Origin of the sequence: Nakamurella aerolata (genome assembly GCF_013002705.1) — a bacterium.
Taxonomy (GTDB): domain Bacteria; phylum Actinomycetota; class Actinomycetes; order Mycobacteriales; family Nakamurellaceae; genus Nakamurella; species Nakamurella aerolata.
The window spans coordinates 125067-148666 of the sequence record NZ_JABEND010000006.1 but is presented as its reverse complement, the minus strand read 5'-3'; the positions used below and the strand labels follow the sequence as shown (position 1 = coordinate 148666).

The following is a 23600-nucleotide window of genomic DNA, read 5'->3' as shown; positions in this document are numbered from 1 at the left end:
CCGGCCGGGGTCAGTGCGCTCGCCGCTGTGGCCGCCGCCGATCGGGCCGAGATCGGCCGCGCGGCAGGAGCTCTCGGCGCGGCCAGGGCAGCCCGGCGGGCCCGTCGTCGGTGGCTGATCGGGCTGTTGTGCGCTGCCATCGCGGTGGCGTTCGCCGGTTCGTTGCTGTTCGGTCAGACGGCGTACTCACCGGCCACCGTGGTGCGGGTGCTGCTCGGGCAGGACGCCGGTGAGGCCACCTTTGCCGTTGGCCGGCTGCGGCTGCCCCGCGCAGTGGTCGGGGTGCTGACCGGATTCTGCTTCGGCCTCGGCGGTGCCGCGTTCCAGACCATGCTGCGAAACCCGTTGGCCAGTCCCGACATCATCGGGATCAGCGCCGGGGCGAGCACCGCCGGTGCCTTCGGCATCATCGTGCTCTCGCTCGGCGCGGCGGAGGTGTCGGTCTTCGCGATCGCGGCCGGGCTGCTGGTGGCGCTGGCGATCTACCTGCTCTCCTACCGCGGCGGGGTGGTCGGCACCCGGCTGATCCTGATCGGTATCGGGGTGGGTGCGATGCTCAACAGCCTCACCGGATATGTGCTGTCGCAGGCCGACCAGTGGGACCTGCCGGAGGCAAACCGTTGGCTCACCGGCAGTCTCAACAACGCGCAGTGGCAACAGGCGCTGCCGGTCGCCGTTGCGCTGGTGGTACTGGCGCCGGTGCTGCTCGGGCAGAGTCGGAACCTTGCGGTGTCCCAGCTCGGTGACGAGGCCGCCGCCGGACTGGGCGTCAACGTCACCCGCACCCGGCTGATCGTTGTGGTGGCCGCGGTCGGCCTTGTCGCGTTCGGCACCGCGGCCGCCGGACCGATCGCGTTCGTCGCCTTCCTGTCAGGGCCGATCGTCGCGCGCCTGCTCGGCCCGCACTCATCGCCGCTGTTGCCCGCCGGTCTGGTGGGGGCATTGCTGGTGCTGCTGGCCGACTTTGCCGGGCAGCACCTGCTCGGCCTGCGGCTGCCGGTCGGCGTTGTCACCGGGGTACTGGGCGCGCCCTATCTGATCTACCTGATCGTCCGTTCCAACCGCACCGGAGGCGGCTTGTGACCATCGAGCACACGCTGGCTGTCGAGAAACTCACCGTCGGCTACGGCGACCGCACCGTGATCGAGGGATTCGACCTGCGGGTCGAGCCGGGCCGCGTCACGGTGATCATCGGGCCCAATGCCTGCGGCAAATCGACGCTGCTGCGGTCGATGTCGCGATCGCTCACGCCCAAGTCCGGTCAGGTGATGCTGGACGGCAAGAACCTGCACCGGCTGCCGGCGAAGGAGTTGGCGCGCACCCTCGGGCTGTTGCCGCAGTCGCCGCTCGCCCCCGAGGGCATCACTGTTGCCGACCTGGTGGGCCGAGGACGACACCCGCACCAGAAGGTCTTCACCCGGTGGACGCCGGCGGACGACGCCGCGGTGGCGTTGGCGCTGCAGCTCACGCAGACCGCTGAGCTGGCCGAGCGCGCGGTGGACGAGTTGTCCGGCGGGCAGCGGCAGCGGGTGTGGATCGCGATGGCCCTGGCGCAGGACACCGACCTGCTGCTGCTCGACGAGCCCACCACCTTCCTGGACGTCAGCCACCAGGTTGAGGTGCTCGACCTGCTCACCGACCTGAACTCCGCACGCGGCACCACCGTGCTGATGGTGCTGCACGATCTGAATCTGGCCGCGCGTTATGCCGACCAACTCATCCTGCTCTCCGGCGGCCGGTTGCACGCCGTTGGCGATCCGGAGACGGTGCTCACCCGCGACAATCTGCGGCGGGTGTTCGGGCTGGCCAGCCAGGTGGTGACGGATCCGGTATCCGGCAAGCCGATGATGATCCCGATCGGGCGGCATCATGCCGTCCCCGGCGCCGCGCATCAACAATCGATGGATCGGCAGGCCATCGGCGGCCACGCTCAGCGCGCGCCGTAGCCGGGCGGGTGGCAGGCTACCCGCGTGGCGCCCAGCGACTATCAGTTTCGCAATCTCACCTCGGCGATTGCCGACCGTGATTCGCCGCTGCGTCAGCTGCTGGTCGAGCGGTTCGGAAACGTCCGGCGCCTGCAGCAGCAGTTCCGGCGCAACGCCGGCCCGTTGCTGGTGCCAGGCGGCACTGCCGACCCGGCGCTGGTCGGCGCCGCCTTCGACCTCCAGACCCGGCTGTTGCTGGTGCCGGACGAACGCCCACGGCTGCCGTTCCTGGCGTTCCAGCACCATCCAGCCGAGACGGCCGTCATCGCCGAGGTTGCGGCCGGCGCCCAGGCGGCGGCCGCCGACCTCGGCACGGTGGCGGAAGCCGGGTCGATCGAGGACCAGGCGACGCTCAGCCTGCTGGGCCGCGGCAGTTGGGCGTTGGCGCTGTGCACAGAGGTGTACCGGTCCGGCCTGATTCCGAGCTCACCGCTGCGCCGGCTGCTGGCGCGTGGCGACTTCACCGCTGCCGCACTGCTCCGGTTGGCACCGGCGGACGCCTTGCGCCAGCTGGTGCAGTTGAAAGACGTTGCCGCCCAGCGCCTGCTGCCGCAGCTGCGGCCGCCGTACCTGCTCGGCCCCACTTTCGACGCATCGGTATTGTGCCCGGCCGACGACGACCTGATCAGCAACGGTCTGCTGCTCGACCTCAAGACAAGGCTCGGCGGGACCGACCGCGAGGGTGGGCGCGCCGACCGGCTGCCTGCGGTCGATCTTTATCAATTGCTGGGCTATGCGCTGTTCGACCGGTCGGACCACTACCGCATGTCTGCCATCGGCATCTACTCGGCCCGGTACGGCAACCTCACCAGCTGGCCGCTCGACCACGCGTTGGCCACCATGGCCGGCGAGCCGGTTGACCTGCCCGCCCTGCGCCGCACCGTATGGCGGATGCTCGGCGGCCGCTGAGCAGTCGGTCTGCGGTGGGCAGCGCCGCACGCTCTCGGTTCAGCACAACTGTTTCAGTCTGTCACTGCCGGGTGTCCGCGGTGCGCCGCTACTGCAGCCGGCCGCGCGCGGCAACGTCGATCACTTCGGTGACCACACCGCCGCGATGGCCATACAGCTTGTCGTGCAAGAAGATCATCGCGTCGCTGTAGCCCGGGATCAACGTCACCCGGTCGCCGACGCGCAGGTCGGCAGGGCCGGCGGCCAGCAGTCCGTGTTCGGCGGACAGCCCGGACACCGTCACCCCCGACGGCGCCGCCACCAACGGGGGCAGCATCGAGCCGAGGGAGCCAAGGGCCTTGAACCCGGCGTCGGTGATCGCCACCCCCGGCTCCGCGGCGCTCACCACGGTGGCAGCAAGGGTCAGCGCGACCGGCAGCTCGACATGACAGGTTTCCAGATAGAAGCGGTCCATCAGGCAGCCGCCGCCGCTCTGACTTTCGGTGAGACCCTCGACGCCGAACGCACTTTGGTAGGTGGCGGTGCCGCCGGAGCTGACGATCGGCACCTGGTGACCGGCGGCCCTGACTCGGTCGGCGGCGCCGGTCAGCTTCCGCACAGCGGCCTGCACCTTGATGGTCTTCTCGGCAGCGGGCCACACCGCTGGCAGGTGGCCCTCGTAGCCCATCATCCCGGCGAGCCGCACGCCTGGTGCTGCCGCGATCAGCTCAGCCAGCCGCACAGCGGCGTCGGGGCCGCGCACCCCGACCCGGTGCATGCCGATGTCCACCTCGATGAACAGTCCGATGTCGGTACCAGCGGCCACCGCGGCGTGCGACGCCATGCGTACGTGCCGCTCGTCGTCGACGCAGAACGCCACCGTCGCGGTGCGCTGCACCTCGGCGGCGCGCCGCCACTTATCGGCGGTGGCGAGCATGTTGGCCACCAGGATGTTGTCGATGCCGGCACCGGTCATCACCTCGGCCTCGCCGAGCTTGGCGCAGGTGATCCCCACGGCACCGAGCGCCAGTTGCCGCTTGGCCAGCTGCGGCGACTTGTGTGCCTTGCTGTGCGGCCGCCAGGACATGCCGTGCTGGGTCAGCCGGTCGGCGATGACGCGGGCGTTGGCGTCGAAGACGTCCAGATCGACCAGCGGCGCCGGCGTGGGCAGCTCGTCGATCGGGCGGCCCAGCATCGCTGCGGGCGGGCTGTGGTCCACGCTCGGCTCCTTCGGTTTTCGTGCGGGGCGTACGCTGGCCGGTCAACTGCCATTCAACACTGGACTGAAATCAGGTTTCGCCGCGCCTCGGCGGTGCGCGGCACTCGGAGGGAGTCGACGGTGCCCAGTTCTGTTGTTGCTCATCTGATCGACGGCCAGCAGCGACTCTCGCAGTCCGGCAAGACTTTTGCCAGCGTCGAGCCGGCCACTGGCGAGACCATCGCCGAGGTGGCGCTGGGCGAGGCCGGCGATGTCGATGCGGCCGCCACCGCCGCGGCGCGCGCCTACCACGACGGCCGCTGGTATCACCTGGCGCCGGCAGAGCGGGCCGCCCGGCTGCGCAGAGTGGCCGACCTGATCACCGATCAGACCGAACAGATCGCGCTCACCGAGTCCCGCGACTCCGGCGCGCCGATCGGCAAGACCAGGGGGGACGTGGCGGCGGCCGCCGCCGCCTTCACCTACTTCGCCCAACTGCCCGAGCACGTCGCCGGCCGTACCTACGCCACCGACCCCGGTTATCTGCTGTACTCGCGGCGCGAGCCCTACGGGGTGGTCGGCGCCATCGCACCGTGGAACTTCCCGTTCCTGCTGGCCGCCTGGAAGGCGGCGCCCGCGCTGGCCGTCGGGAACTCGGTGGTGCTGAAGATGGCCGAGCAAACTCCTTTGTCCACAGCGCTTCTCGGCAGTATCTGTGCCGAGGCCGGCATCCCCGACGGGGTGCTGAACATTGTGCACGGCGACGGCGCCACCGGCGCCGCGCTGGTACGGCACCCGCTGGTCGACAAGATCACCTTCACCGGCAGTACCCCGGTCGGCCGGTCAATCCTGCGGGAGAGCGCCGAGCAGATCAAGAGCGTGCACCTCGAACTGGGTGGCAAGTCGCCCAGCATCGTGTTCGCCGACGCCGATCTCGACCAGGCGGTGGACGGCTCGCTGTTCACCTCGTTCTTCAACAGCGGGCAGGTGTGCACCTCCAGCTCCCGCATCCTGGTGCAGGCCGGCATCGCCGACGAGTTCCGCCGCGCCTTCGTCGCCAGGGCGGAGCAGCTGGTGGTGGGTGATCCGCTGGACGAGGCCACCCAGCTGGGTCCGCTGGTCTCCAAGGCGCAACAGGACAGGGTCGGCGGCTACCTGCGGGCCGGCCGGGACGCCGGGGCCGAGGTGCTCACCGGCGGCGCCGACCCCGACCCGCAGCGCGCCGGGTTCTTCGTCACCCCAACGGTTTTCACCTCGGTCGATGAAACCATGTCGATCGCGCGGGAGGAGATCTTCGGTCCGGTCGCGACCATCATGACCTTTGACGACGAGGACGAGGCGGTGCGGCTGGCCAACGACACCGAGTACGGTCTGGCGGCCACCGTGTGGACCACAGAGTTGGCCAGGGCGATCAGGGTGTCGGAGCGCCTGCAGGCCGGCATCATCTGGACCAACTGTCCCAACCACGGTCAGTGGAACGTCCCGTACGAGGGTCACAAGCTCAGCGGCCTCGGCGAGGACAAGGGCCTCGAGTGCATCAACACCTTCACCCATCTGAAGACGCACCACGTGAACTTCGGTGGGCATCGCTACAACTGGGCCTGAGCGTGGCTGTGATGGCCCGCTGGGCCTGGACGGTCGCGGGCGCCGCCGGGCGTAAAGTGCTTTAGTACGCGCCGCTGCGACGCACCCGCTGCGGCCGGCCGACCGCACTCGCCACCCACGGCGAGCGCCCGGCAGTTGGTCCATCTACCGCGCTGCGCCGCCGCGCCGACCGACCGGCCGGACGGATCGGCATTGGCCCGGAAGGACCCAGATGGACCCAACAACGACGGCTGGACGGCTCCGCGGCCATGCGACGACGAAGCCGGTCCCGCCCGCCACGGCAGGCCAGGTGCCGCCGGTGTCCCCTGGTCCGCTGCTCGGCGACACGATCCCCGGATCGCCGCAGCGCTGGTGGTTCTGGGTCACCTTCGTGCTGGCGTGGGGATCCACCGGACTGGCGCAGGGCATCGCGAGCGTGGCCGCGCCGCAGCTGCTCAAGAGCTGGAACCCCGACACCGCCACCGGCGACCTCAGCATGATCCTCACCGTCGGCGGCCTGGCGATCTTGGTGACCACACCGATTTTCGGCAGGCTGAGCGACCGGTCCATGTCCCGACTGGGACTGCGGCGACCGTGGCTGCTCTACGGTGCGCTGTTCGCGCTGGCCGGTTACCTGGTGCTGGGCATCGCGGGAAACGTTGCGGTGCTTGCCATCGGCATGGTGTTGACGCAGATCGGTTTCGGCGCGGTGGCCATGGCACAGCACAGTCTGTTCGCCGATCAGATCCGGCGGCGGATCAGGGCGATCATGTCGGCCGTCACCGGCGCGGCCAGCGCCGTCGGGGTGCTGATCGGGGTGTGGGTGACCGGACGCATCGCGCCGCTCGGCCAGTTCGCCATCTTCGTCGGTCCCGGCGCGGTTGCGGTGCTGGCCTCCATCTCGCTGTTCTTCACCTTGCGCGATCGGCACCGCACCAGCCGGCCGGGACCGATCGACTGGCACACCCTGCTCTCCACCTTCTGGCTCAGCCCGCGCCGGTATCCCGACTTCGCCTGGGCCTGGTTGTGCCGATTCTTCATGACGGCATCCATCGTCACCGTCACCAGCTATCTGTATCTCACCATCTCGCAACGGTTTCGGCTGGACCTGGCCGAAGACATCACCGCCGTGCAAACCACCGCCACCGCGGTGTTCACCGTGCTGAACCTGACCGCAGCGCTGGTGTTCGGGGTGATCTCCGACCGCTCGGGCAAGCGGAAGTTGTGCGTGGTCGCCGGTGCGTCGTTCAGCGCGATCGGCCTGTTGGTGGCGGTGTCGTCGCCGAGCATCACGGTCTTCCTGATCGGGATCGGCATGGTCGGCGCCGGCCAAGGCGCCTACATCGCCGCCGACGTTGCGCTGATGACGGAATGCCTGCCCTCCACCGAAGAGGCGGGCAAGGACCTCGGCATCGTGGCTCTTGCCTACCTGCTGCCGGGGATCCTGGTGCCGGTGGCCGGATTCTTCTTGACCCGCATCGGATCTCCCACCGGCCAGAACTTCGTGGCGCTGTACATCGCCGCATTCGTGATGGCGGTGTTCGCCGCGGTGGCGGTGACCAGGGTGAAAAGCGTGCCCTGACGCGGTCCCGACCGGCAGGGACACTGCCGTCAGCTCGCGCGTTGTGCCGTTGCCTTGCGCGTTTGCCGTCAGCTCGCGCGTTGTGCCGTTGTCTCACGCGGGATGTGCTGGAGCCGTAGAGATCTTGCCTGCCGCCCGCGATCTGGCCGGATCCAGCAAGCGACACCACGGACGCACACCGCTGCGCCGCATCGACGGGGCGCGCGCACGCCGATGCCGACCGCACCGTACGCTGGCCGGGCAGCGATGGTGGCCAGTGGCACGGTCTCTTCGCTGCTCTATGTTGTATCTGCTCTCTGTTGTATCGCGTTCTCGGTTGTATCGAGTTCTATGGTGATGGTCAGGTTGTAGGTCGGCGTTGTAGGTCTGTGCCGGTCGGGGTGTTGTCGGTTCGCCCGTGTCCGTTGCAGCGGAAGGAATCTCACCCCGTGCTCGTGCCAGGCAGTGGTGCATCATCGGCACCGAGCTATGCCATCGCGGGCGGCTCTCTCAGCGTTCTTTACCAGCCGATCCGACGGATGAGCGGCGGCAACGGCCGCCTGGTCGCGGTGGAAGCACTGGCCCGCTGGCAGCACCCGGTCCGCGGATCGGTGCCGCCGAGTGTTTTTGTCCCCGAGTTCGGCAGGGCCGGCCTCGGCATGGAACTGCTCGCCGGCGTCACCCGATTGGTCGCCACCCAGTTGCGCCGCAACGATTCTCCGGCGGTTCCGATCTCGATCAATGTCGACGACGAGGTCACCACGGTTCGATGGTGGCACTCCGCGTTCCTGGAACTCCTGGCGGCGGAACGGATACCGACGGCGGCAATCTGGCTGGAGCTGACCGAGCGGGTCGACCCTGCCGACCGGCCCGACCGCTGGCACACGGCATTCGAGGAGCTGTCCGCAGCCGGAGTCCGGCTCGCGCTCGACGACGTCGGCCACGGCGTCGACCGGCTGGAACTGCTGTATCGACTGCCGATCGAGGTGGTGAAGCTGGATCGCAGCCTGGTGGAGGGCGCCGCCATCGCTGGTTGCGGCAGCGGGCCGGCAGCCACCAGGGCCAGGAGGTTTCTCACCGGGCTGGCCGACTGGTGCCGGTCCCAGCAGCTGCTGACGGTGGCCGAGGGCGTTGCCACCGCCGGTCAGCAGCGCGCCGTCACCGACGGCGGGTGGGTCGCCGGCCAGGGCTACCGGCTGGGGCGGCCGAACGGGTTGCTGCGCCAGATCTCTCAGTTCCTGCAGCAGCCGCAGCTGCCCGCGCCGACGCCGGACGACGCCGAGCTGGACACCACCGCGCCGGACACCACCGCGCCGGACACCACCGCGCCGGACAACACCGCGCCGGCCGGCGGATCGCCGGGCAACACGGCTCCCGACGACGACGCCGCGCCGGACAGCGCCGCGCCGGACAACACCGCGCCGGACAACACCGCGCCGGACAACACCGCGTCGGACAACACCGTGCCGGCTACCAGCACCGCGCGACCGGACCCGCCGCACGTCGGCGTCCCGGCCGGCCCGGCCGCGGCCGCGCAGTAATCCCGCCGCCGCGCTGCGCGCCGGACGGTCAGTCGTCGTCGGTGGCGGACATGCGGCGCACCACCAGGTACGCCAGAGCGCCGATCACCACTACGCCGACAACAATCCACCACCACGGGAAGGTGGAGCTGTCGGACTCCGCCGGCGCCGCGGTCGCCGCCGGGCCGGTGGGCGTCGCCGGAGCCGATGACGATGCCGCCGTTCCGGCATCAGATGAGGCCGCCGCCTGGCTGGACCCGGCCGCGGCGCTCGATCCGGGCGCATTCGATCCAGCCGCCCCACCTGATTCAGCCCCAGCATTTGATTCAACAGCACCTGATTCAACCGCAGCGGTCGCGCTTCCCGACGCCGCGCCGGCAGGCGCGGTCGCCGCCGCTGTGTCGGACGAACCTGTGTCGGACGAACCGGTGTCGGACGAACCGGTGGCCGAGCCCGCCGTCCCGTCCTGCTGGGTGCTGGTCGGCGCGGTACCGGCCGCCGCGGTGCCAGCAGCGGTGGGCGCCAGCGTCGTCGGGGGCTGCCCGAAGGGAATCGCCGCGGTACCACCGACCGTGAAATCGACGGCACCGCTGATCGGGTGACCGTCCGCCGAGACCACCCGGTAGCCCAGTCGGAAGGCCTGCGCGGTGCCGGCAGCCGGAGCCGCCGATGCCGGTACCTCCGCCGTCACCGCGTCACCGGAAACGGTGGGCTGCAAGGTGATCGGCTCGCCCCCGGACGGGGTAAGGGCCAGCGCGGCGAAGGTGGGGCCGACGTTCTGGTCGAAGGTCAGCGACACTGTTGCCGGCATCGTCTCGACCACGCTGTTCGCCGCCGGGTCACTGCCTTCGAGAGTGTTGTGCGCCGAGACCGTCGGCGCCGCGATCATGGTCCAGCACCCCAGCAGGGCGGTCAGCACGGCGACCAGCAACCAGCGGGGGCGCTGCCGGCTGGGCCGGCCCTGCTGGGAGCGCTCGGGTGATGCGGTGGCGGCGTTGGTCATGTCACCAACTCCCTTCCGAGATAGTCGGAACCTGCGGCAGTGGCGTCCGCGGTGTCTTCGCAGCCGGGCGGCACCGCGAACACCGCGGAGCCGATCGGGGTGATCCAGGTGTTGAACAGGTCACCGTCGGCAAGGCGTTGCTGCATCGGCACGAACTGCTTGTCCAGTCTGGCCTGGAACGAGCAGAAGATCTGGCCGAGGTCGGAGGCGCCGCCGGGGCCGGGGGAGTCGTCGTAGTTGTACGGCCGGCGCAGGATTTGCGGCGCCGACCCGTCGCCGCGGGCCAGCCGAATGTGCGAGAACGGTGCGATGGCAGGCAATCCGGTGGCGTCCAGCTTGTCGAAGTCGGGTTCGTCGAACTCGCTGGTGCCGGTCAGCGGCGCCCCGCTGTCCAGCTTGCGACCGATGCTGGTCTCCATGGCGGAGCGATCCAACTCGTCCCACAGATCCAGCTCCATCCTGATCCTGCGCACCACCATGGTGGTGCCGCCGGCGAACCGGCCGGGCTCGGCCGACCAGACCAGCTCGTCGTACTCGGCGTCGGTGCGGGGATTCACCGTCCCGTCCACCTGGCCCATCAGGTTCCGTCCGGTGGCGTTGGCGTCGCCGCCGCCCGGGCCGCCGAGGAAGCCGCGCTGCGACCACCGCGGGGTGGCGAAGGCGCGCACGTCCTTACTCACCATGCGCTGCGCGTGCGCCACCATCATCGCGTCGTCGGCGGCGATCTTCAGCAGCAGATCACCGCCGCTGTAAGCCTTTTGCAGCTTGTCGATCTTCGCGAACGCCGGCAGTTCGGCGAATCCCGCCGGTCGGTGCCCCGGCCGCCCGATCTTGTCGAACAGTTGTGGGCCGAACCCGACGGTCACGGTCAACCGGGCCGGGTCGGTGGCCAGCTCGGGTGCGGTGTCGGCCAGCGCCGCCTGCCCCGCCGTCATCCGCCTGATGTCGTCCGTCACCAGCATCAGCAGTCGGCGCAGCCCGTCCCGCCCGGCGCCCGACCGCAGGTCGAACGCGCAGAACGAGGCGTAGGTCTGCGCCGGAGTCACCACGCCGGCCTGGTGTGCGCCCGCGAACGGCACCGTCCGCCGGGCGTCCGCGCCGCTGGAGCCGTTGGATCCGGCGGGCGGGCTCGACGCGGCCGGGCTGGTCCCGGCAGCCGTGCGCTGCCCGTCGGCCGGTGGGGGCGCGGCGGCGGGGTGCGCCGCCGGCGGGTGCTGGGGAATGCTGGCCCGACCGGCGACGATGCCGCCGCCCACCGCCGCACCACCGACCAGCGCTGCGCCGCCGGCCAGCAGACCGCGCCGGGTCACCACCGAGGTCGTGGCGGCGGGCCCGCGATCGGAGTGGTGCGGGTCAGCCACCGCTGCTGGCCGTTGTGCCGTGATCCATGCCGCCCATCGACCCCATGCCACTGCTCGGAGCCATCGAGCCCATGCCGCTACTGGCCGCCCCGGACGAGCCGCCGTACTTCTCGTTGGCCCCGGCGAACTCCTTGGCGGTGGCCGTGAACGACAGCTTGGTGCCGTCGGTGCTGGCGAGCGTCACGTCGATCACGTCGCCCGGCTGCACCGGCTGCGTCAGTTCCATCATCACGTGCAGCCCGCCGGGCGCCAACGTGGTGGAGCCGTGCGCCGGCACCGTGATGCCACCGTCGACGGGCCGCATCACCATGGCACCGTCCACCGTGGCCATTTCGTGCAGCTCGGTCCGTGCCGACGCCGAGGTGGTTCCGCTGGTGAAGGTGACGTCCTTGCCGGAGTTGTTGGTCAGCACCCCGAACGCCGCCGCCATCGACGGGTCGGACGTCCCGGCTGTTGCCTTGACCCACGCATCGGAGACGGTCACCGTGCCGGCCGAGGCGCCTGCGCCCGCCGATCCCGACGGGCCGGACTGGGCCGCACCGGCGGCATCCGAACCGACGGTGCCTGAACCCACGGTGCCTGAACCCACCGTGCCCGAAACCACAGTGCTGGACCCGACGGTCCCTGAACCCACCGTGCTGGATCCCACCGTCCCCGAACCCACCGTGCCAGCCGCGGGGGCTTGCGTTCCGGTCGGTGCGGCGGCGTCCGGCGAATCGGCGCCGGAGCTGCAGCCGGCGAGCACCAGCGCCAGCACAGCGGCTCCGGCGGTCAGGCCGCGGCGAGTGGCGCGAGCACGGAATACGGCAGCGGGCATGGGGTGTGACCTTCTCTTGCGGTTGTTCTACGGGCTGGTGATGTGCGGACCGGTGATTGCGGTGTGTTGGTTTCGGGCCCGCGACCGGCAACCCGGGTGCCGGTCCACCCCGCAGCGGTGCGGAGACACCGGTCCACCCCGCAGTGGTGCGGAGACAGCGGTGGCGCGGAGACGGCATGGTTGGCGCCGGTCGCCACCCCCCGACCGGTGGCGCCGGCACATAGGGAGGGTCGTTCGCCGGGTGCTGTTGGTTCCCCGGGTCTTGCTGGGGTGGCGCTCCTCACGCCGCTGGTAGGGGCAGCGGCGTCCCGGCGGCTATCGTGTTCTACGTGACGTCGAATGCCTGGACCGAGGCGGAACGGCTGATGCCGGCCGTGCTCTCCGGCGACCGCGCGGCACTCGACAGGGTGATCGCCCTGACCCAGCACGACGTCCGGCGGTTCCTCGCCGTCCACGCCGACCCGAGCGAGGCCGAAGACCTCACCCAGGAGACGTTCCTTCGAGCACTGCCGGCGTTGCAGCGCTTTCAGGGGCGGTCGAGTCTGCGCACCTACCTGCTGGTGATCGCGCGGCGGGTGGCCGTCGACCATGTCCGCCGCCGCGCCGTCCGTCCCCGCACCGCCGGTACCGACGACTGGCTCGCGGCGGCCGACCGCGCCGACCATCGGGCCGGGCGCACCGCCGGCAGCGATCGCACCGGGGCGGTGGAGATTCGTGAACTGCTCGAGAAGTTGCCGCGCGAGCGCCGGGAAGCGCTGATCCTCACCCAGGTGATCGGCATGGACTATGCCGAGGCCGCCGCGATCTGCGACTGCCCGATCGGCACCATTCGCTCGCGGGTCGCCCGTGGGCGGGACGAACTGATCACCATGATGCGCGGTGACGTCGACGCCGCTCCCGCGGCGGAGACCGACGCCGGTCCGCATCGACTGCGCCGGCGCTCCGGCGGCTGAATCGGCGCACCGGCGTCCGGAACCGGCGGTGGGCCAGGGTCAGGCCGCGGTGCGGCGGGGTACGGCGCCGGCTTCGGTGTCGGCGAGATCCCAAGCGGCGCTGTCGGTCTGCTCGGTCGAGCCGGGACGGGCGCGCCGCGACCGGTCGGCGTCGCGATGTTCCAGATGCACCCAGAGCAGCAGCAACGCACCGAGCAGTACCAGGACGTGCGAGCTCACCCGGCCGGCACTCGCGTTTCCCTGCCACAGATCGACGGCCGAGACAACGGTCAGTACCGCGAGGAAGGCGGCCAGCGTCGGCAGCAGGCCCCTGGCCAACCGCGGCAGTCCGGCGGCGACCACAAAACCCGCGCCGAGCGCCAGGTTCCAGGCCGCGCTCTCGTTCGACAGGTGCTCGCCGGCCCCGGCCATCGGGTGCGTCATGGTCGCGGCGCCCAGCAGCTGCGCGATGCTCAATGCCAGTTGCAGCACGCCGACAATCGCCAGCAGCACCCGCGACAAGCGTTGCCTCGCCAGCCGCTGGCGCCCCCGGAGCTGTTGTGCCGCAAGCTGATCGGTGATCAGATCGGCCAGTTCGGGGCGCTGGTCGGTCCGCTCGGGCTCGACCGGGTCCGCGGTATCGGCGGACGGGACAGCGTCCGGCACCGCGATCGGTGCCGCCACCGGTGCCAGCACCGGCTGCAGGCGCAGCTGCCGGGAGACCAGTGCCAGGTCGGCTTCCCACCGCTGGCAGGCCGCGCAACCGTCAACGTGCCCGCCGACCGTTGCCTCGTCCAGCGGCGCCAGCTCACCGTCGAAGGTCGCCGAAATGCTTTCCCTGACGACGGAGCAACTCACCGTCAGCTCGTCACCACGGTCGTTCACCCGGCTCACCTCCTTCGCGACGTGCCGGCGGCTCCCCGGTGCGGATACCGGGCAGCGTGTTGACAGCCAGTTGGTCGCGCGGGGGTCGGACCGAGTTCCCCGCCGGTGCACCGTCAGGAGCGTTCTACCACTCCACCGGGGCGACCGGCGTTCCCGGCGGTCGGGACCAGCCGGCGTCCAGCCGCTCGGTGAGGCCGGTGTCCAACGCGGCTACGGCATTGAAGAGTTCGCGATGCTTTTTCGTGGTCCAGCCCGGCGGGGTTTCGCCGACCGCGCCGGTGCGGAACCGGTAGGTCGACCGGCGCACCTGACCCTCCCAGAACTGGCCGTCGTGCTCGACGTACGACCGCAACTGGGTGCTGGTGTCCGGGTCGTACGTGGCCTCCCGCCGGGCCCTGGCCGCGCGCTCGGCTTCGCTCGGACCGGCACTGTCGTCGTCGGAGTACACCGAGTCGACCGAGTCGAACGCCGGGAGCTTCGGCTCCCACCTCAGCTCGACAACAATCGGTTCGGTGGCCGAGCGCGACCACCGCACCGTCAGCCCCGCCTTCTTCATTGCCTTGACGGCGGCGCGCCCGATCGCGATCGCCTCGTCGTCGTCGTCCAGCACCTCGCCGTCGTCGTCGACGGCGCCGAACGCGAACGGCACCTCGACGGTGGTGTCCGGCTGGAGTTGGTCGATCACCTGCTCTGTGCAGAACACTGCGCCCCGGTCGCCGGGCTCGGCATCGATGCTCGCCCAACGTCGGAGAAATCCTCGCCGATGAACAGCTCGAGCAGGATGTCGTCGTCCTCAAGGGCAGCGCCGGCCCGCTCCAACCGATCCTGGTCGGTGTCCCGGCTCTGCCACGCCGCCGATTCGGCGCGAAGCTGTTCCCACAGCTGGCGCACCACCTCAAGCGCCAGTTCCTCGTCCTCGTCGTCGTCGGCGACATCGTCCAGGGCGTCGGCGACGGCAGGCGGGTTGCCGAGTTCGTCATCAACCAGCGTCTGCACCGCGCTGTCCGGGTCTTGCCGAACGCGGAGCTGTTGGCGCAGGTCGTCGAAGAAGTCGGTCAGCTCGGGGTCGGCCAGAAGCGTTGCGGCGGTGTCGGTGTGCATGTGCTCATGGTGCCCGGACACCTGGCGGCCGCGCAGGCATTTCGCCCAGCCACCCTGCTCCTACCGCACTGTCTCTACCGCACTGCCTCAAACGCACTGCCTCCACCCGAACGGTGGCAGCCGACCAGCCTCAACCGCACTGCCTCAACCGATGCTGCCCTGCCCGGCGCACGGCGACGCCGGCCGCGCTGTCCGCTGGCCCCAGCTGGTGCCGCGGTCGTCGGTCAGCGTGAACGACAGCTGCGCCCCGCGGGCCAATTGCGACCAGTTCACCCAGGTCTGGTTGCGCGGCGCCCGGTTCAGCTTGGCGGCGGCCACGTACTGCAGGGCCGACGGGTCGGCACCCGGCGCCGAAATGGTCAGCTGGCTGCCGTTCTCCAGGGTGATGTCGACGCGCTCGAACTGCGGGGCCGACAGCAGCAGCTGCCCGGTTCCCGGAACGCCCGGGTACAGGCCCATCGCGGTGAACAGGTACCAGGCCGACATGGTGCCGAGGTCGTCGTTGCCGGTAACCCCGTTGGGCGCGTTGGTGAACAGCGTCTTCGCCGCCCGGTACACCGCCGAGGTTTTCGCCGGCTGGCCGAGGTAGGTGTACATCGAACCGGCATGCAGATCGGGTTCGTTGTTCGGGTTGTAGCGATAGACGTTGTAGTAGCTGTACGGGCCGATCACCCAGCTCTCGCGCGCCGCCTTGGCCGGGTCGGCCAGCAGCGTCGGCATGTCGAAGAACTCGTCCAGCCGGTCCAGGGTGGCCTGCCGGCCGCCCATCGCCGCGGTCAGTCCAGGGACGTCCTGCTGCGCCAGCCACTGGTACTGCCAGCCGGTGCCCTCGTGGAAGCCTTGGTCCGACGTCGGGTTGGCGACCCGGTCGTACCACTGCCCGTCGTCCCGCTTCGGGCGCGGAAACCCGGTGAAGCCACGGCTTTGGGCGGTCGGATCCCAGACCTCGCTCCAGTTGCCGCCGCGCCGCGCGAGCCGCGCGGCGTCGCCGGTCTGACCCAGCTCGCCGGCCATCACCGACAGCGAGCAGTCGGCCAAGGCGTACTCGAGGGTCGCCGAGGCGCCGTGCGCCGGGTCGACATCCATGCCCTTCTTGGGGAAGTTCGGGTCGTGCTGCACGAAGCCGCTCTGCAGGTAGCGCGGATTGCCGGCGCGCCCGGAGAACGGAGAGTCCGCCGGCGGCACCCCGTCGACATTGCGCCGCAACGCCTGATATGCCTGCTGCTCCATGCCTTTCAGCGCGCCGTAACGCCACAGGTCGACCAGGAACGGGGTGACAGGATCACCCGTCATCACGTTGGTCTCGAAGTTGGCGTAACCCCAGCGCGGCAGCCAGCCGCCCTGTTCATTGATGGTGAGCACCGACCTGGCGACGTCTGTCGCCACGCTGGGCCGCAGCAGCGCCAGCAGCTGGTTCTGGGCCCGGTAGGTGTCCCACAGCGAGAAGTATTCGCGGTAGGTCCAGCCGACGGCCCGGTGGATCTGGTCGTCGTAGCCGCGGTAGCGGCCATCGGCGTCGCTGCCGGTCAGCGGCTGCAGCAGCGCGTGGTACAGCGCCGTGGTGAAAACCGTTTGGTCGTCGCGGTTTCCGCCGGTGACCCGGATGCGGTTCAGCTCGGCCCGCCATTGCTGCTGGGCGCGCTGCCTGGCCTCGTCGAAGCTGCGCAGGGCACCGCCGGCCGTGGTGGCCTCGCTGGTGAGGTTGCCGGTGGCGCCGGCCGGGTCGACCTTGCTGATCGCCGTGGTCACCTCCACCTGCTGGTTGCTGCTGGTGTCGAAGCTGACCCAGGTGCCGCGCAATCCGCTGCCGCGGCCGCTGTCGGTGCCGCCCACGGTGCCGCCGGTGGGCGACCAGCTGCCGTGAGAGGTGAAGGGGCGGTTGAACTTCATGGTGAACCAGGTGCTGTACTGCCGGCCGCCGCAGAAGCTCTGGGTGCGCACCTCGCCGACGACGGTGCGGTTGTCGACGATGCGGGCCTGGCTGGCGGTCACGTTGTGGAGGTCGGTCACCTGCCCCGCGTTGATGAACACGTTGGCCGCGGTGCTGGCCGGGAAGGTGTACCGCTCGGTGGACGCCCTGGTCGACGCCGTCGCCTCGGCGGTGATGCCGCCGTAGGAGGTGAGCCTGGTGCGGTAGTAGCCGGCCTGCCCGACCTCGCCCTCGTGGGTGTAGCTGGCGGCATAGTTGTTGTGGTTGAACGTCGCCGGCTTGGTGGTGTCGAATGCCGCGCCCGGCCCGACGGCCCCGACGGTGGGCAGCACCGACACCTGCCCGCCCTGTTCCCAGCAGCCGGCGCCGGACAGGAAGTTGTGCCCGAAGCCCTTGATCTTCCGGTCGGTGTAGCGCCACCCGGCGTAGTGCGAGCCGATCGGGCTGACCTGCGTCATGCCGAACGGTGCCGACGCTCCGGGGAAGGTGTTGCCCTCGTCCTGGGTGCCGATGAAGGTGTTCACCAGCTCAACCGGATCGGTGCCGGCGGTGTCGGCTGCCGACGCTGCCGCCGGCTGGGTGTCACCGGCCGCCGCCGGTGGTGTCAGCAGGCTCCCTGCGGCCAGTACGGCGGTGCCCGCCAGCACCGTCAGCGTTCGGTGGCGTGGTTGGATCCGGCTCACTGTGCACTCCAATCGCCCGGGCCGAAGGTCGGCGGCTGATCAATGGTTCGCGTTCCCCAGCTGGTGGCAGCCGGGTCGGTGGTCAGGGTGATGTCGACGGTGACGCCGCGGGAGAGTTGGTTGGTGCTCAGCCAGCTCTTCGAGTAGCGCACCGGGCGCCCGGGATTGCCCAGCCGCACCGACGAGATGTACTGCAGCGCATCCGCTTTCGCTCCCGGCGCAGTGACCTGGATCTTGTTGCCGCCGTTCGGGGTGATCTCCACCCGCTCGAACATCGGCGCAGACAGGACGAAGGTGCCGCTGCCCGGCTGCGCCTCGAACATGCCGACCATGGCGAACACCAACCACGACGAGATGGTGCCGAGGTCGTCGTTGCCAGGCATGCCGTAGGCGTCGTCGGTGAACAGCGGCCGGGCGGCCCGCATCACCGCCGAGGTCTTCCACGGGCTCGACGTCCATGCATACATCCACGGGGCGTGCAGATCTGGCTCGTTGTTCGGGTTGAACGCGAAGTTGTTGTGGTAGTCGTAGGCGCCGATCACCCACGAGTCCTTCGCCGCGGTCTGCGGGCTCTCCAACACCCTTGGCAGGTCGAAGAAGGTGTCCAGCCGCTGCTCGGCCTTGTCCGTGCCGCCCATCAGCCCGTACAACGCCGGCGGGTTCTGCTGGGCCAGCCACTGGTACTGCCAGGCGGTGCCCTCGTGGAAACCGACGCTGTTCGCCGGGTCGGTGGGGCCCACCCAGCTACCGTCGGCGGCGCGCGCCTGCGGAAAACCGGTGTAGCCCTTGGACGTTGATGCCGGGTTCCAGATGTTGCCGATGTTGCCGCAGCGCGAGTCCAACTCGGTCGCCTTGGCCTGCTCGCCGAGGCCCCGGGCCATGGTGGCCAGCATGCAGTCGCCGTAGGCGTACTCGACGGTCGCCGACCCGGCCTGCCTGGTGTCGCCGAACTTGTAGCCGCCGACGTCGCGGTAGCCGATGTAGCCGCCCTGCAGATAGCTGGGGTTGCCGTCCCGCCCCCGGAAGATCGACTGGTCGGCCGGCACTTCGGTGGCGTTGCGCCACAACGCATCGAACAGCTGGCGTGCGGTCGCGACGTCGAGAATGCCGCGCTGCCACAGGGTCACGATGAACGGGGTGACCGGGTCACCGCTCATCACGTTGGTCTCGCCGTTGCCGAGCGCCCAGCGGGGCAGCCAACCGCCGTCCCGGTAGATGGCCAGGATGGAACGGGCCATGTCGGCTGCCCGTTGCGGCTCCAGCATGGCGACCAGCTGGTTCTGCGCCCGGTAGGTGTCCCACAGTGAAAACATTTGGTAGTACGGCGTTGTCGACGTGTGCACCTTGTTGTCGAAGCCGCGGTAGGCACCGTCGACGTCTGAGCCGAGAGACGGATGCAGCAACGAGCGGTACAGCGCGCTGTAGAAGGTGCGCTGATCGGTGCCGGTGCCGCCGGCCACCTTGACCCGGTTGAGCTGTTTCAGCCAGGCCTGGTGTGCCTGCTGCCGCAACGGTTGGAAGCCAATGGATGTGCCGTCGCGCTCGGTCTCGGCGACCCGGTTGCGGCGGGCGCCGTCCACCGAGGTGTACGAGATGCCGACGCTGGCCTGCACCTGCCGTCCGCCGGCCGCGTCGAAGCTGGCGTAGGCACCGAGCCGCCCGTTCTGCCTGGCGCTGCTGGCATCTCGTTGTCCCGGTGCCGGTGCCCCGGCCGAGCTCCAACTGCCGAAACTGCTGAACGGGCGGTCGAACTTGGCCGAGAAGAAGATGTCGTACCGCTCGGAACCGGTTTCCCAGCAGAAGTTTCCGCCCTTGACCCGGCCCTCGATGGTGTCGTTGCCGACCACCTTCACCTCGGAACCGAAGGTGTAGCCGTTGCCCTCGCCCACCTCGATCAGGACGTTCTGCTGCTGGCCCTGCGGGTAGCTGTAGCGGTGCAGGCCGGTGCGTTCGGTGGCTCCGAGCTCTGCGGCGATGCCGTACTTGTCCAGCTGCACCGAGTAGTAGCCGGGCGAGGCCGACTCGTTCTGGTGCGAGAAGGCCGAGCGGTAGCTGGCCGGGTCGGCGCTGGTGACGGCGCCGGTGGTCGGCATCAACCGCACCAGGCCATTGGTCTGGCAGCCGACACCGGACAGGTGGATCTGGCTGAAGCCGAGCGTGTTGGTGTCGGCGTAGTTGTACGAGGCGTACTGCTTCAGCCTGGTGTCCGGGCTGTTCTGCACCATGCCGAACGGCATCGCCGCGCCGGGGAAGGTGGTGCCGTCGCCGTTGTTGCCGATCGAGGTGTTCACCAGCGTCGTCGGATCATCCGGGAACGCCGCGGTTGCGGTAGCGGTTGCTCCGGCAGCGGTTGATCCGGCGGGACCGGCGGCAGCGGCCGGCACGGCCAGCAGCGAGCTGAGCCCCAGCGCGACGACGCCGACAGCGGCCGTCAGGCGGCCCGTTCGGCCGGATCGTGACCCCGGGGCCCGGCCACCGAACGGGCTCAGGCGGTTCCCGGTGACGGGTTTCCTGCTAGGGCGTCGCCCGGCGGGACTGGAACCGGTGAGATCTGGTGCGGCGGGAGCTGGAGGCATGACCGGACTCTCTCTCGGTGAACTCAACATTGAGGTCGGACGTTCGGTGCGGACGGTACGAGCGCCTGGTGATGAAGTCGGAATGGGTAGCAAACTGGGTGCGACCGGTTTCGCCGGGTCGTCGATCTGACAACGATGACCTATTAGCCCGTCAGAGGCAAGGCCCGGCGTCCAACTCGTACAGATTCATCGGATGTTGACGGTTTGTCGACGCGTGGATGCCCTGGCGACGTAGCGCTGGGGAGCGGCGGGCGCCCCGTGCGGCTGGCTATGCTCGGTGGCGCCGACGGTCCACTGCGGCGAGCGCCGAGCCCGGCCAGCCGCACAGTGGAGCAAAAGGGAACCCGGTGCGAATCCGGGACTGCCCCGCAGCGGTATGTGGGAACGACAGCCGTCATCAGCACTGGGCCAAGCGCCTGGGAAGCGACGGCCGGTAGGACAACGGATCTGTGCCAGGCACGGACCGACCGCCCACGAGTCCGAAGACCTGCCGCCGGTGCGTACGCCGACCGGCGTGCGCGCGTTCGGTGTCTCTCGGTGCGGACCCGCGCGAAGCCCGGCCGGTGGCGCGCCCGACGCCGCCCCAGGTCGGCTCGCCTGGCTTGCCCGAGCATCGGACCGTCAGCCAGCTCGCGAGGAGAGAGCCCATGTCCGACAGCACCCGTTCCGGTGCCGGTACCAGTTTCAGTGCCAGCACCAGCTCCAGTTCCCATTCCAGCAGCCGTGCCAGCGTCGGTGCCGGTGCGGGCAATACCGCGGGCGCCACTGAGCCTGCTGTGCCTACACCCGCTGTGCCTACACCCGCCGTGCCCGATCCTGATGGTTCCGCATCCGCTGTGCCGCAACCGTTCGCGTCCGGCCCGTTTGTGTCCACGGTGCTCGGCTACCCGCGCATCGGGCCGCGTCGGGAACTCAAGTTCGCGCTGGAGAAGTACTGGTCGGAGCAGATCACCGCCGCCGACCTTGAGTCGATCGCCCTGAACATTCGGCGCGACACCAGGGCCGAGATCGCCGGGGCCGGCGTTGAAGCCGTGCCGGGCAACACCTTTTCCTACTACGACCAGATGCTGGACACGGCGCTGCTGGTCGGCGCCGTGCCCCGGCGGTACGCCCAGTTGGGCCTGTCGCCGCTGGACACCTACTTCGCGATGGCCCGCGGCCGGCACGAGCCCGGCACGGAGATCCCGGCGCTGGAAATGACGAAGTGGTTCGACACCAACTACCACTACCTGGTTCCGGAGATCGGCCAGGACACTGCGTTCGCACTGCACGCCGACGCCGTGCTCGACGATGTCGCCGACGCCGACCAGCAGGGCATCAAGGTGCGTCCGGTGCTGATCGGCCCGCTGACCTTCCTGCTGCTCAGCAAGCCGGAAGCCGCTGCCGCTGAAGGCTTTTCCCCGGTCGAGAGGGCGGCCGAGCTGGCCGACGTCTACGCCGAACTGCTCGGGCGGCTGGCCGACGCCGGCGTGGAGTGGGTACAGCTGGACGAGCCCGCTTACGTCGCCGACCGGACCGAGGCCGAGTTGGCGGCGCTGGCCGCGGTGTATCGCCGGCTCGCGGCGTTGCCGCACCGGCCGAAACTGTTGGTGGCCAGCTACTTCGGTGATCTGGGACCGGCGCTCGAGGTGCTGGCCGGCACCGGCGTCGAGTCGATCGCGGTGGATCTGGTGGCCGGTCCGGCCGCCGTCGAACGGATCGCGTCCGGCACCGGCCTGGCCGGGGTGCACCTGGTGGCGGGCGTCGTCGACGGCCGCAACGTCTGGGCCACCGACCTCTCGCAACAGCTGGACCTGGTGCGCGGCCTTGCCGGGCGGGTCGGTTCGGTGGCCGTGTCCAGCTCGTGTTCGCTGCTGCATGTTCCGTACGACGTGACGATGGAGACCGAGCTGCCTGCAGAGTTGCTGCCGCGCTTGGCATTTGCCCGGCAGAAGCTCGACGAGGTGGCGCTGCTCGGTGCGGCGCTCGGCGGCCGGGGCGGACCGGCGGAGACGGCCACAACCGCCGCAGCGGCGACAACGGCCGCAGCGGCGACAACGGCCGCAGCGGCGACACCGGCGGCAGCGGCCGCTGTTGCCGAGCGCAGCGAACGGCTGCGCGCGGCCAGGCAGGCGGTGCGTGCCGACGCATCGGTCCGGGACCGGCTGGCGAGCCTGGGTGCGGCCGACCGGCAGCGCGGCGACTACCCGGTAAGGGCCGCCGCGCAGCAACAACGGCTGCGGCTGCCGCTGTTGGCCACCACCACCATCGGGTCGTTCCCACAGACTGCCGAGTTGCGCAGGGCGCGGGCCGAGTTGCGGGCCGGCCGGCTGGACTCGTCGGGCTACGCCGATCAGATGCGCACCGAGATCGACCGGGTGATCGCGCTGCAGGAGGAGCTCGGTCTCGACGTGCTGGTGCACGGTGAGCCCGAGCGCAACGACATGGTGCAGTACTTCGGCGAGCAGTTGGCGGGTTTCGCCTTCACCCGGCACGGCTGGGTGCAGTCGTACGGGTCACGGTGTGTGCGGCCACCGATCTTGTTCGGTGACGTGCACCGCCCGCGCCCGATGACGGTCGACTGGGCGCGATATGCCCAGTCCCGCACCGCGAAGCCCGTCAAGGGCATGCTCACCGGGCCGGTGACGATCCTGGCGTGGTCGTTCGTGCGGGACGATCAGCCGCTCGCCCGGACCGCCGACCAGGTGGCGCTCGCGCTGCGCGATGAGGTGGCCGATCTGCAGGACGCCGGCATCGCGGTGATCCAGGTCGACGAACCTGCGCTGCGAGAGTTGTTGCCGCTGCGGAACTCCGAGCATGCCGAGTATCTGCGCTGGGCGGTGGATGCATTCCGACTGGCCACCGCGGGTGCCGACGACGCCACCGCCATTCACACCCATCTGTGCTACTCCGAGTTCGGCGAGGTGATCGGCGCGATCGACGAACTCGACGCCGACGTCACCTCGATCGAGGCGGCGAGGTCGAACATGGAGGTGTTGGACGATCTGCGCAGGGTCGGTTACCGCCGCGGCGTCGGCCCCGGCGTTTACGACATTCACTCGCCGCGGGTGCCGTCGACGGACGAGCTCGCCAGGTTGTTGACGACGGCGGCGGAGTCGGTTGCGCCGCAACGGCTCTGGGTGAATCCGGACTGCGGCTTGAAGACCCGCAGGTACGCCGAGGTGGAGCCGGCGCTGCGGCATCTGGTGCAGGCGGCCGAGCAGGTGCGCGGCACCTTGACGGCCGGTGCTGCCGTCCAGGTCTGACGTGGCGGGCCGGCGTCGTGAGGGAAAAATCGGTGCCTGGTTCGGCGTTTCGCCTGGTCGGTTCTGACGAAACGACAGCGAGCCGCAGATTCTTCCGCCGCGCCCCTGATGGTCGGACCGGCTGACCGGCCCCGCTTCTCGGACCGGCCGGCCCTGCTGACGGGCCCCGCTTTTCGGGCCGGCTGACGGCCCCCTGAGAGGTCAGTTTCTCGGCAGCGAGGGGCACGCGCTCGGCGGCGGAGCTCGGTTGCCGTGCCCTGCCCGGCGACGGAACCGCGGTAGCAGCGCTCGCCGGCGGAGCTGCGGTAGCAGGGCCCGCGCCGCGGGAAGA

General features: G+C 70.1%; 17 protein-coding genes, 1 pseudogene and 1 riboswitch. Of the genes and pseudogenes, 8 read left to right on the top strand and 10 right to left on the bottom strand.

The window, feature by feature from the left end:
* The first annotated feature begins 27 nt into the window (after positions 1-27).
* The 3 genes from HKD39_RS11875 to HKD39_RS11865 are packed head-to-tail and all read left to right on the top strand — an operon-like array spanning position 28 to position 2894.
* On the top strand, positions 28-1083 hold the full coding sequence (locus HKD39_RS11875) for a FecCD family ABC transporter permease (RefSeq protein WP_425488450.1): 1056 nt from the start codon (positions 28-30) through the stop codon (positions 1081-1083).
* Positions 1080-1946, top strand: coding sequence for an ATP-binding cassette domain-containing protein (locus HKD39_RS11870; protein ID WP_171200093.1), 867 nt, complete (start codon positions 1080-1082; stop codon positions 1944-1946). Before HKD39_RS11875 ends, HKD39_RS11870 begins: the two co-directional genes overlap by 4 nt.
* A 24-nt stretch (positions 1947-1970) precedes the next feature.
* Positions 1971-2894, top strand: a complete 924-nt coding sequence (locus HKD39_RS11865; RefSeq protein WP_171200092.1) for a hypothetical protein — start codon at positions 1971-1973, stop codon at positions 2892-2894.
* A gap of 88 nt (positions 2895-2982) precedes the next feature.
* Here HKD39_RS11865 and HKD39_RS11860 read toward each other — a convergent pair whose 3' ends face one another.
* Entirely contained in the window at positions 2983-4092 is a 1110-nt protein-coding gene (locus tag HKD39_RS11860; protein WP_171200091.1) for an alanine racemase, read from the bottom strand.
* A 120-nt stretch (positions 4093-4212) separates the two neighbouring features.
* Between HKD39_RS11860 and HKD39_RS11855 the strand changes: the two genes are divergently transcribed.
* The 3 genes and pseudogenes from HKD39_RS11855 to HKD39_RS18835 all read left to right on the top strand — a co-directional run.
* Positions 4213-5676, top strand: a complete 1464-nt coding sequence (locus tag HKD39_RS11855; RefSeq protein ID WP_212754473.1) for an aldehyde dehydrogenase family protein — start codon at positions 4213-4215, stop codon at positions 5674-5676.
* 298 nt (positions 5677-5974) lie between these two features.
* A complete protein-coding gene (locus HKD39_RS11850) occupies positions 5975-7237 on the top strand; it encodes an MFS transporter (RefSeq protein ID WP_212754472.1) in 1263 nt (420 codons plus the stop codon).
* Positions 7238-7605: 368 nt separating this feature from the next.
* Positions 7606-8412: pseudogene (locus HKD39_RS18835) on the top strand (EAL domain-containing protein); the annotation flags it as partial.
* A gap of 35 nt (positions 8413-8447) precedes the next feature.
* Here the strand turns inward: HKD39_RS18835 and HKD39_RS20540 are convergent.
* From HKD39_RS20540 to HKD39_RS11835, 4 genes are all read right to left on the bottom strand, one after another.
* Positions 8448-8648, bottom strand: coding sequence for a hypothetical protein (locus tag HKD39_RS20540; RefSeq protein WP_343074703.1), 201 nt, complete (start codon positions 8646-8648; stop codon positions 8448-8450).
* 137 nt (positions 8649-8785) lie between these two features.
* Positions 8786-9739 (bottom strand): copper resistance CopC family protein, encoded by a 954-nt coding sequence (locus HKD39_RS18830; protein ID WP_212754470.1) that lies wholly within the window; start codon positions 9737-9739, stop codon positions 8786-8788.
* Entirely contained in the window at positions 9736-11100 is a 1365-nt protein-coding gene (locus tag HKD39_RS11840; protein ID WP_343074692.1) for a Dyp-type peroxidase, read from the bottom strand. The genes HKD39_RS18830 and HKD39_RS11840 overlap by 4 nt, the downstream gene beginning before the upstream one ends.
* Positions 11093-11917 (bottom strand): copper chaperone PCu(A)C, encoded by an 825-nt coding sequence (locus HKD39_RS11835; protein ID WP_171200088.1) that lies wholly within the window; start codon positions 11915-11917, stop codon positions 11093-11095. The genes HKD39_RS11840 and HKD39_RS11835 overlap by 8 nt, the downstream gene beginning before the upstream one ends.
* A 329-nt stretch (positions 11918-12246) precedes the next feature.
* Here HKD39_RS11835 and HKD39_RS11830 point away from each other — a divergent pair, with 329 nt between their 5' ends.
* Complete coding sequence (locus tag HKD39_RS11830; RefSeq protein WP_212754469.1) at positions 12247-12870, top strand: sigma-70 family RNA polymerase sigma factor; 624 nt, start codon at positions 12247-12249, stop codon at positions 12868-12870.
* Between the two features lie 39 nt (positions 12871-12909).
* On the opposite strand, the gene HKD39_RS11825 is transcribed toward HKD39_RS11830, so the two are convergent.
* The 5 genes from HKD39_RS11825 to HKD39_RS11805 all read right to left on the bottom strand — a co-directional run bounded on the left by HKD39_RS11825 (position 12910) and on the right by HKD39_RS11805 (position 20024).
* The gene (locus HKD39_RS11825) at positions 12910-13734 is read right to left on the bottom strand and encodes a zf-HC2 domain-containing protein (RefSeq protein ID WP_171200087.1); all 825 of its coding nucleotides are present in this window, start codon (positions 13732-13734) and stop codon (positions 12910-12912) included.
* Between the two features lie 124 nt (positions 13735-13858).
* Positions 13859-14419, bottom strand: coding sequence for a DUF6891 domain-containing protein (locus tag HKD39_RS11820; protein ID WP_171200086.1), 561 nt, complete (start codon positions 14417-14419; stop codon positions 13859-13861).
* Complete coding sequence (locus HKD39_RS11815) at positions 14416-14835, bottom strand: DUF6891 domain-containing protein (protein WP_171200085.1); 420 nt, start codon at positions 14833-14835, stop codon at positions 14416-14418. Before HKD39_RS11815 ends, HKD39_RS11820 begins: the two co-directional genes overlap by 4 nt.
* A 144-nt stretch (positions 14836-14979) precedes the next feature.
* The gene (locus tag HKD39_RS11810) at positions 14980-17409 is read right to left on the bottom strand and encodes a GH92 family glycosyl hydrolase (protein WP_171200182.1); all 2430 of its coding nucleotides are present in this window, start codon (positions 17407-17409) and stop codon (positions 14980-14982) included.
* A 35-nt stretch (positions 17410-17444) separates the two neighbouring features.
* Entirely contained in the window at positions 17445-20024 is a 2580-nt protein-coding gene (locus HKD39_RS11805) for a GH92 family glycosyl hydrolase (RefSeq protein ID WP_171200084.1), read from the bottom strand.
* Between the two features lie 270 nt (positions 20025-20294).
* A riboswitch (cobalamin riboswitch) is annotated at positions 20295-20533 on the top strand.
* Between the two features lie 327 nt (positions 20534-20860).
* On the opposite strand from HKD39_RS11805, the gene metE reads away from it, so the two are divergent.
* Positions 20861-23269 (top strand): 5-methyltetrahydropteroyltriglutamate--homocysteine S-methyltransferase, encoded by a 2409-nt coding sequence (gene metE / locus HKD39_RS11800; RefSeq protein WP_171200181.1) that lies wholly within the window; start codon positions 20861-20863, stop codon positions 23267-23269.
* Positions 23270-23600 lie beyond the last annotated feature (331 nt).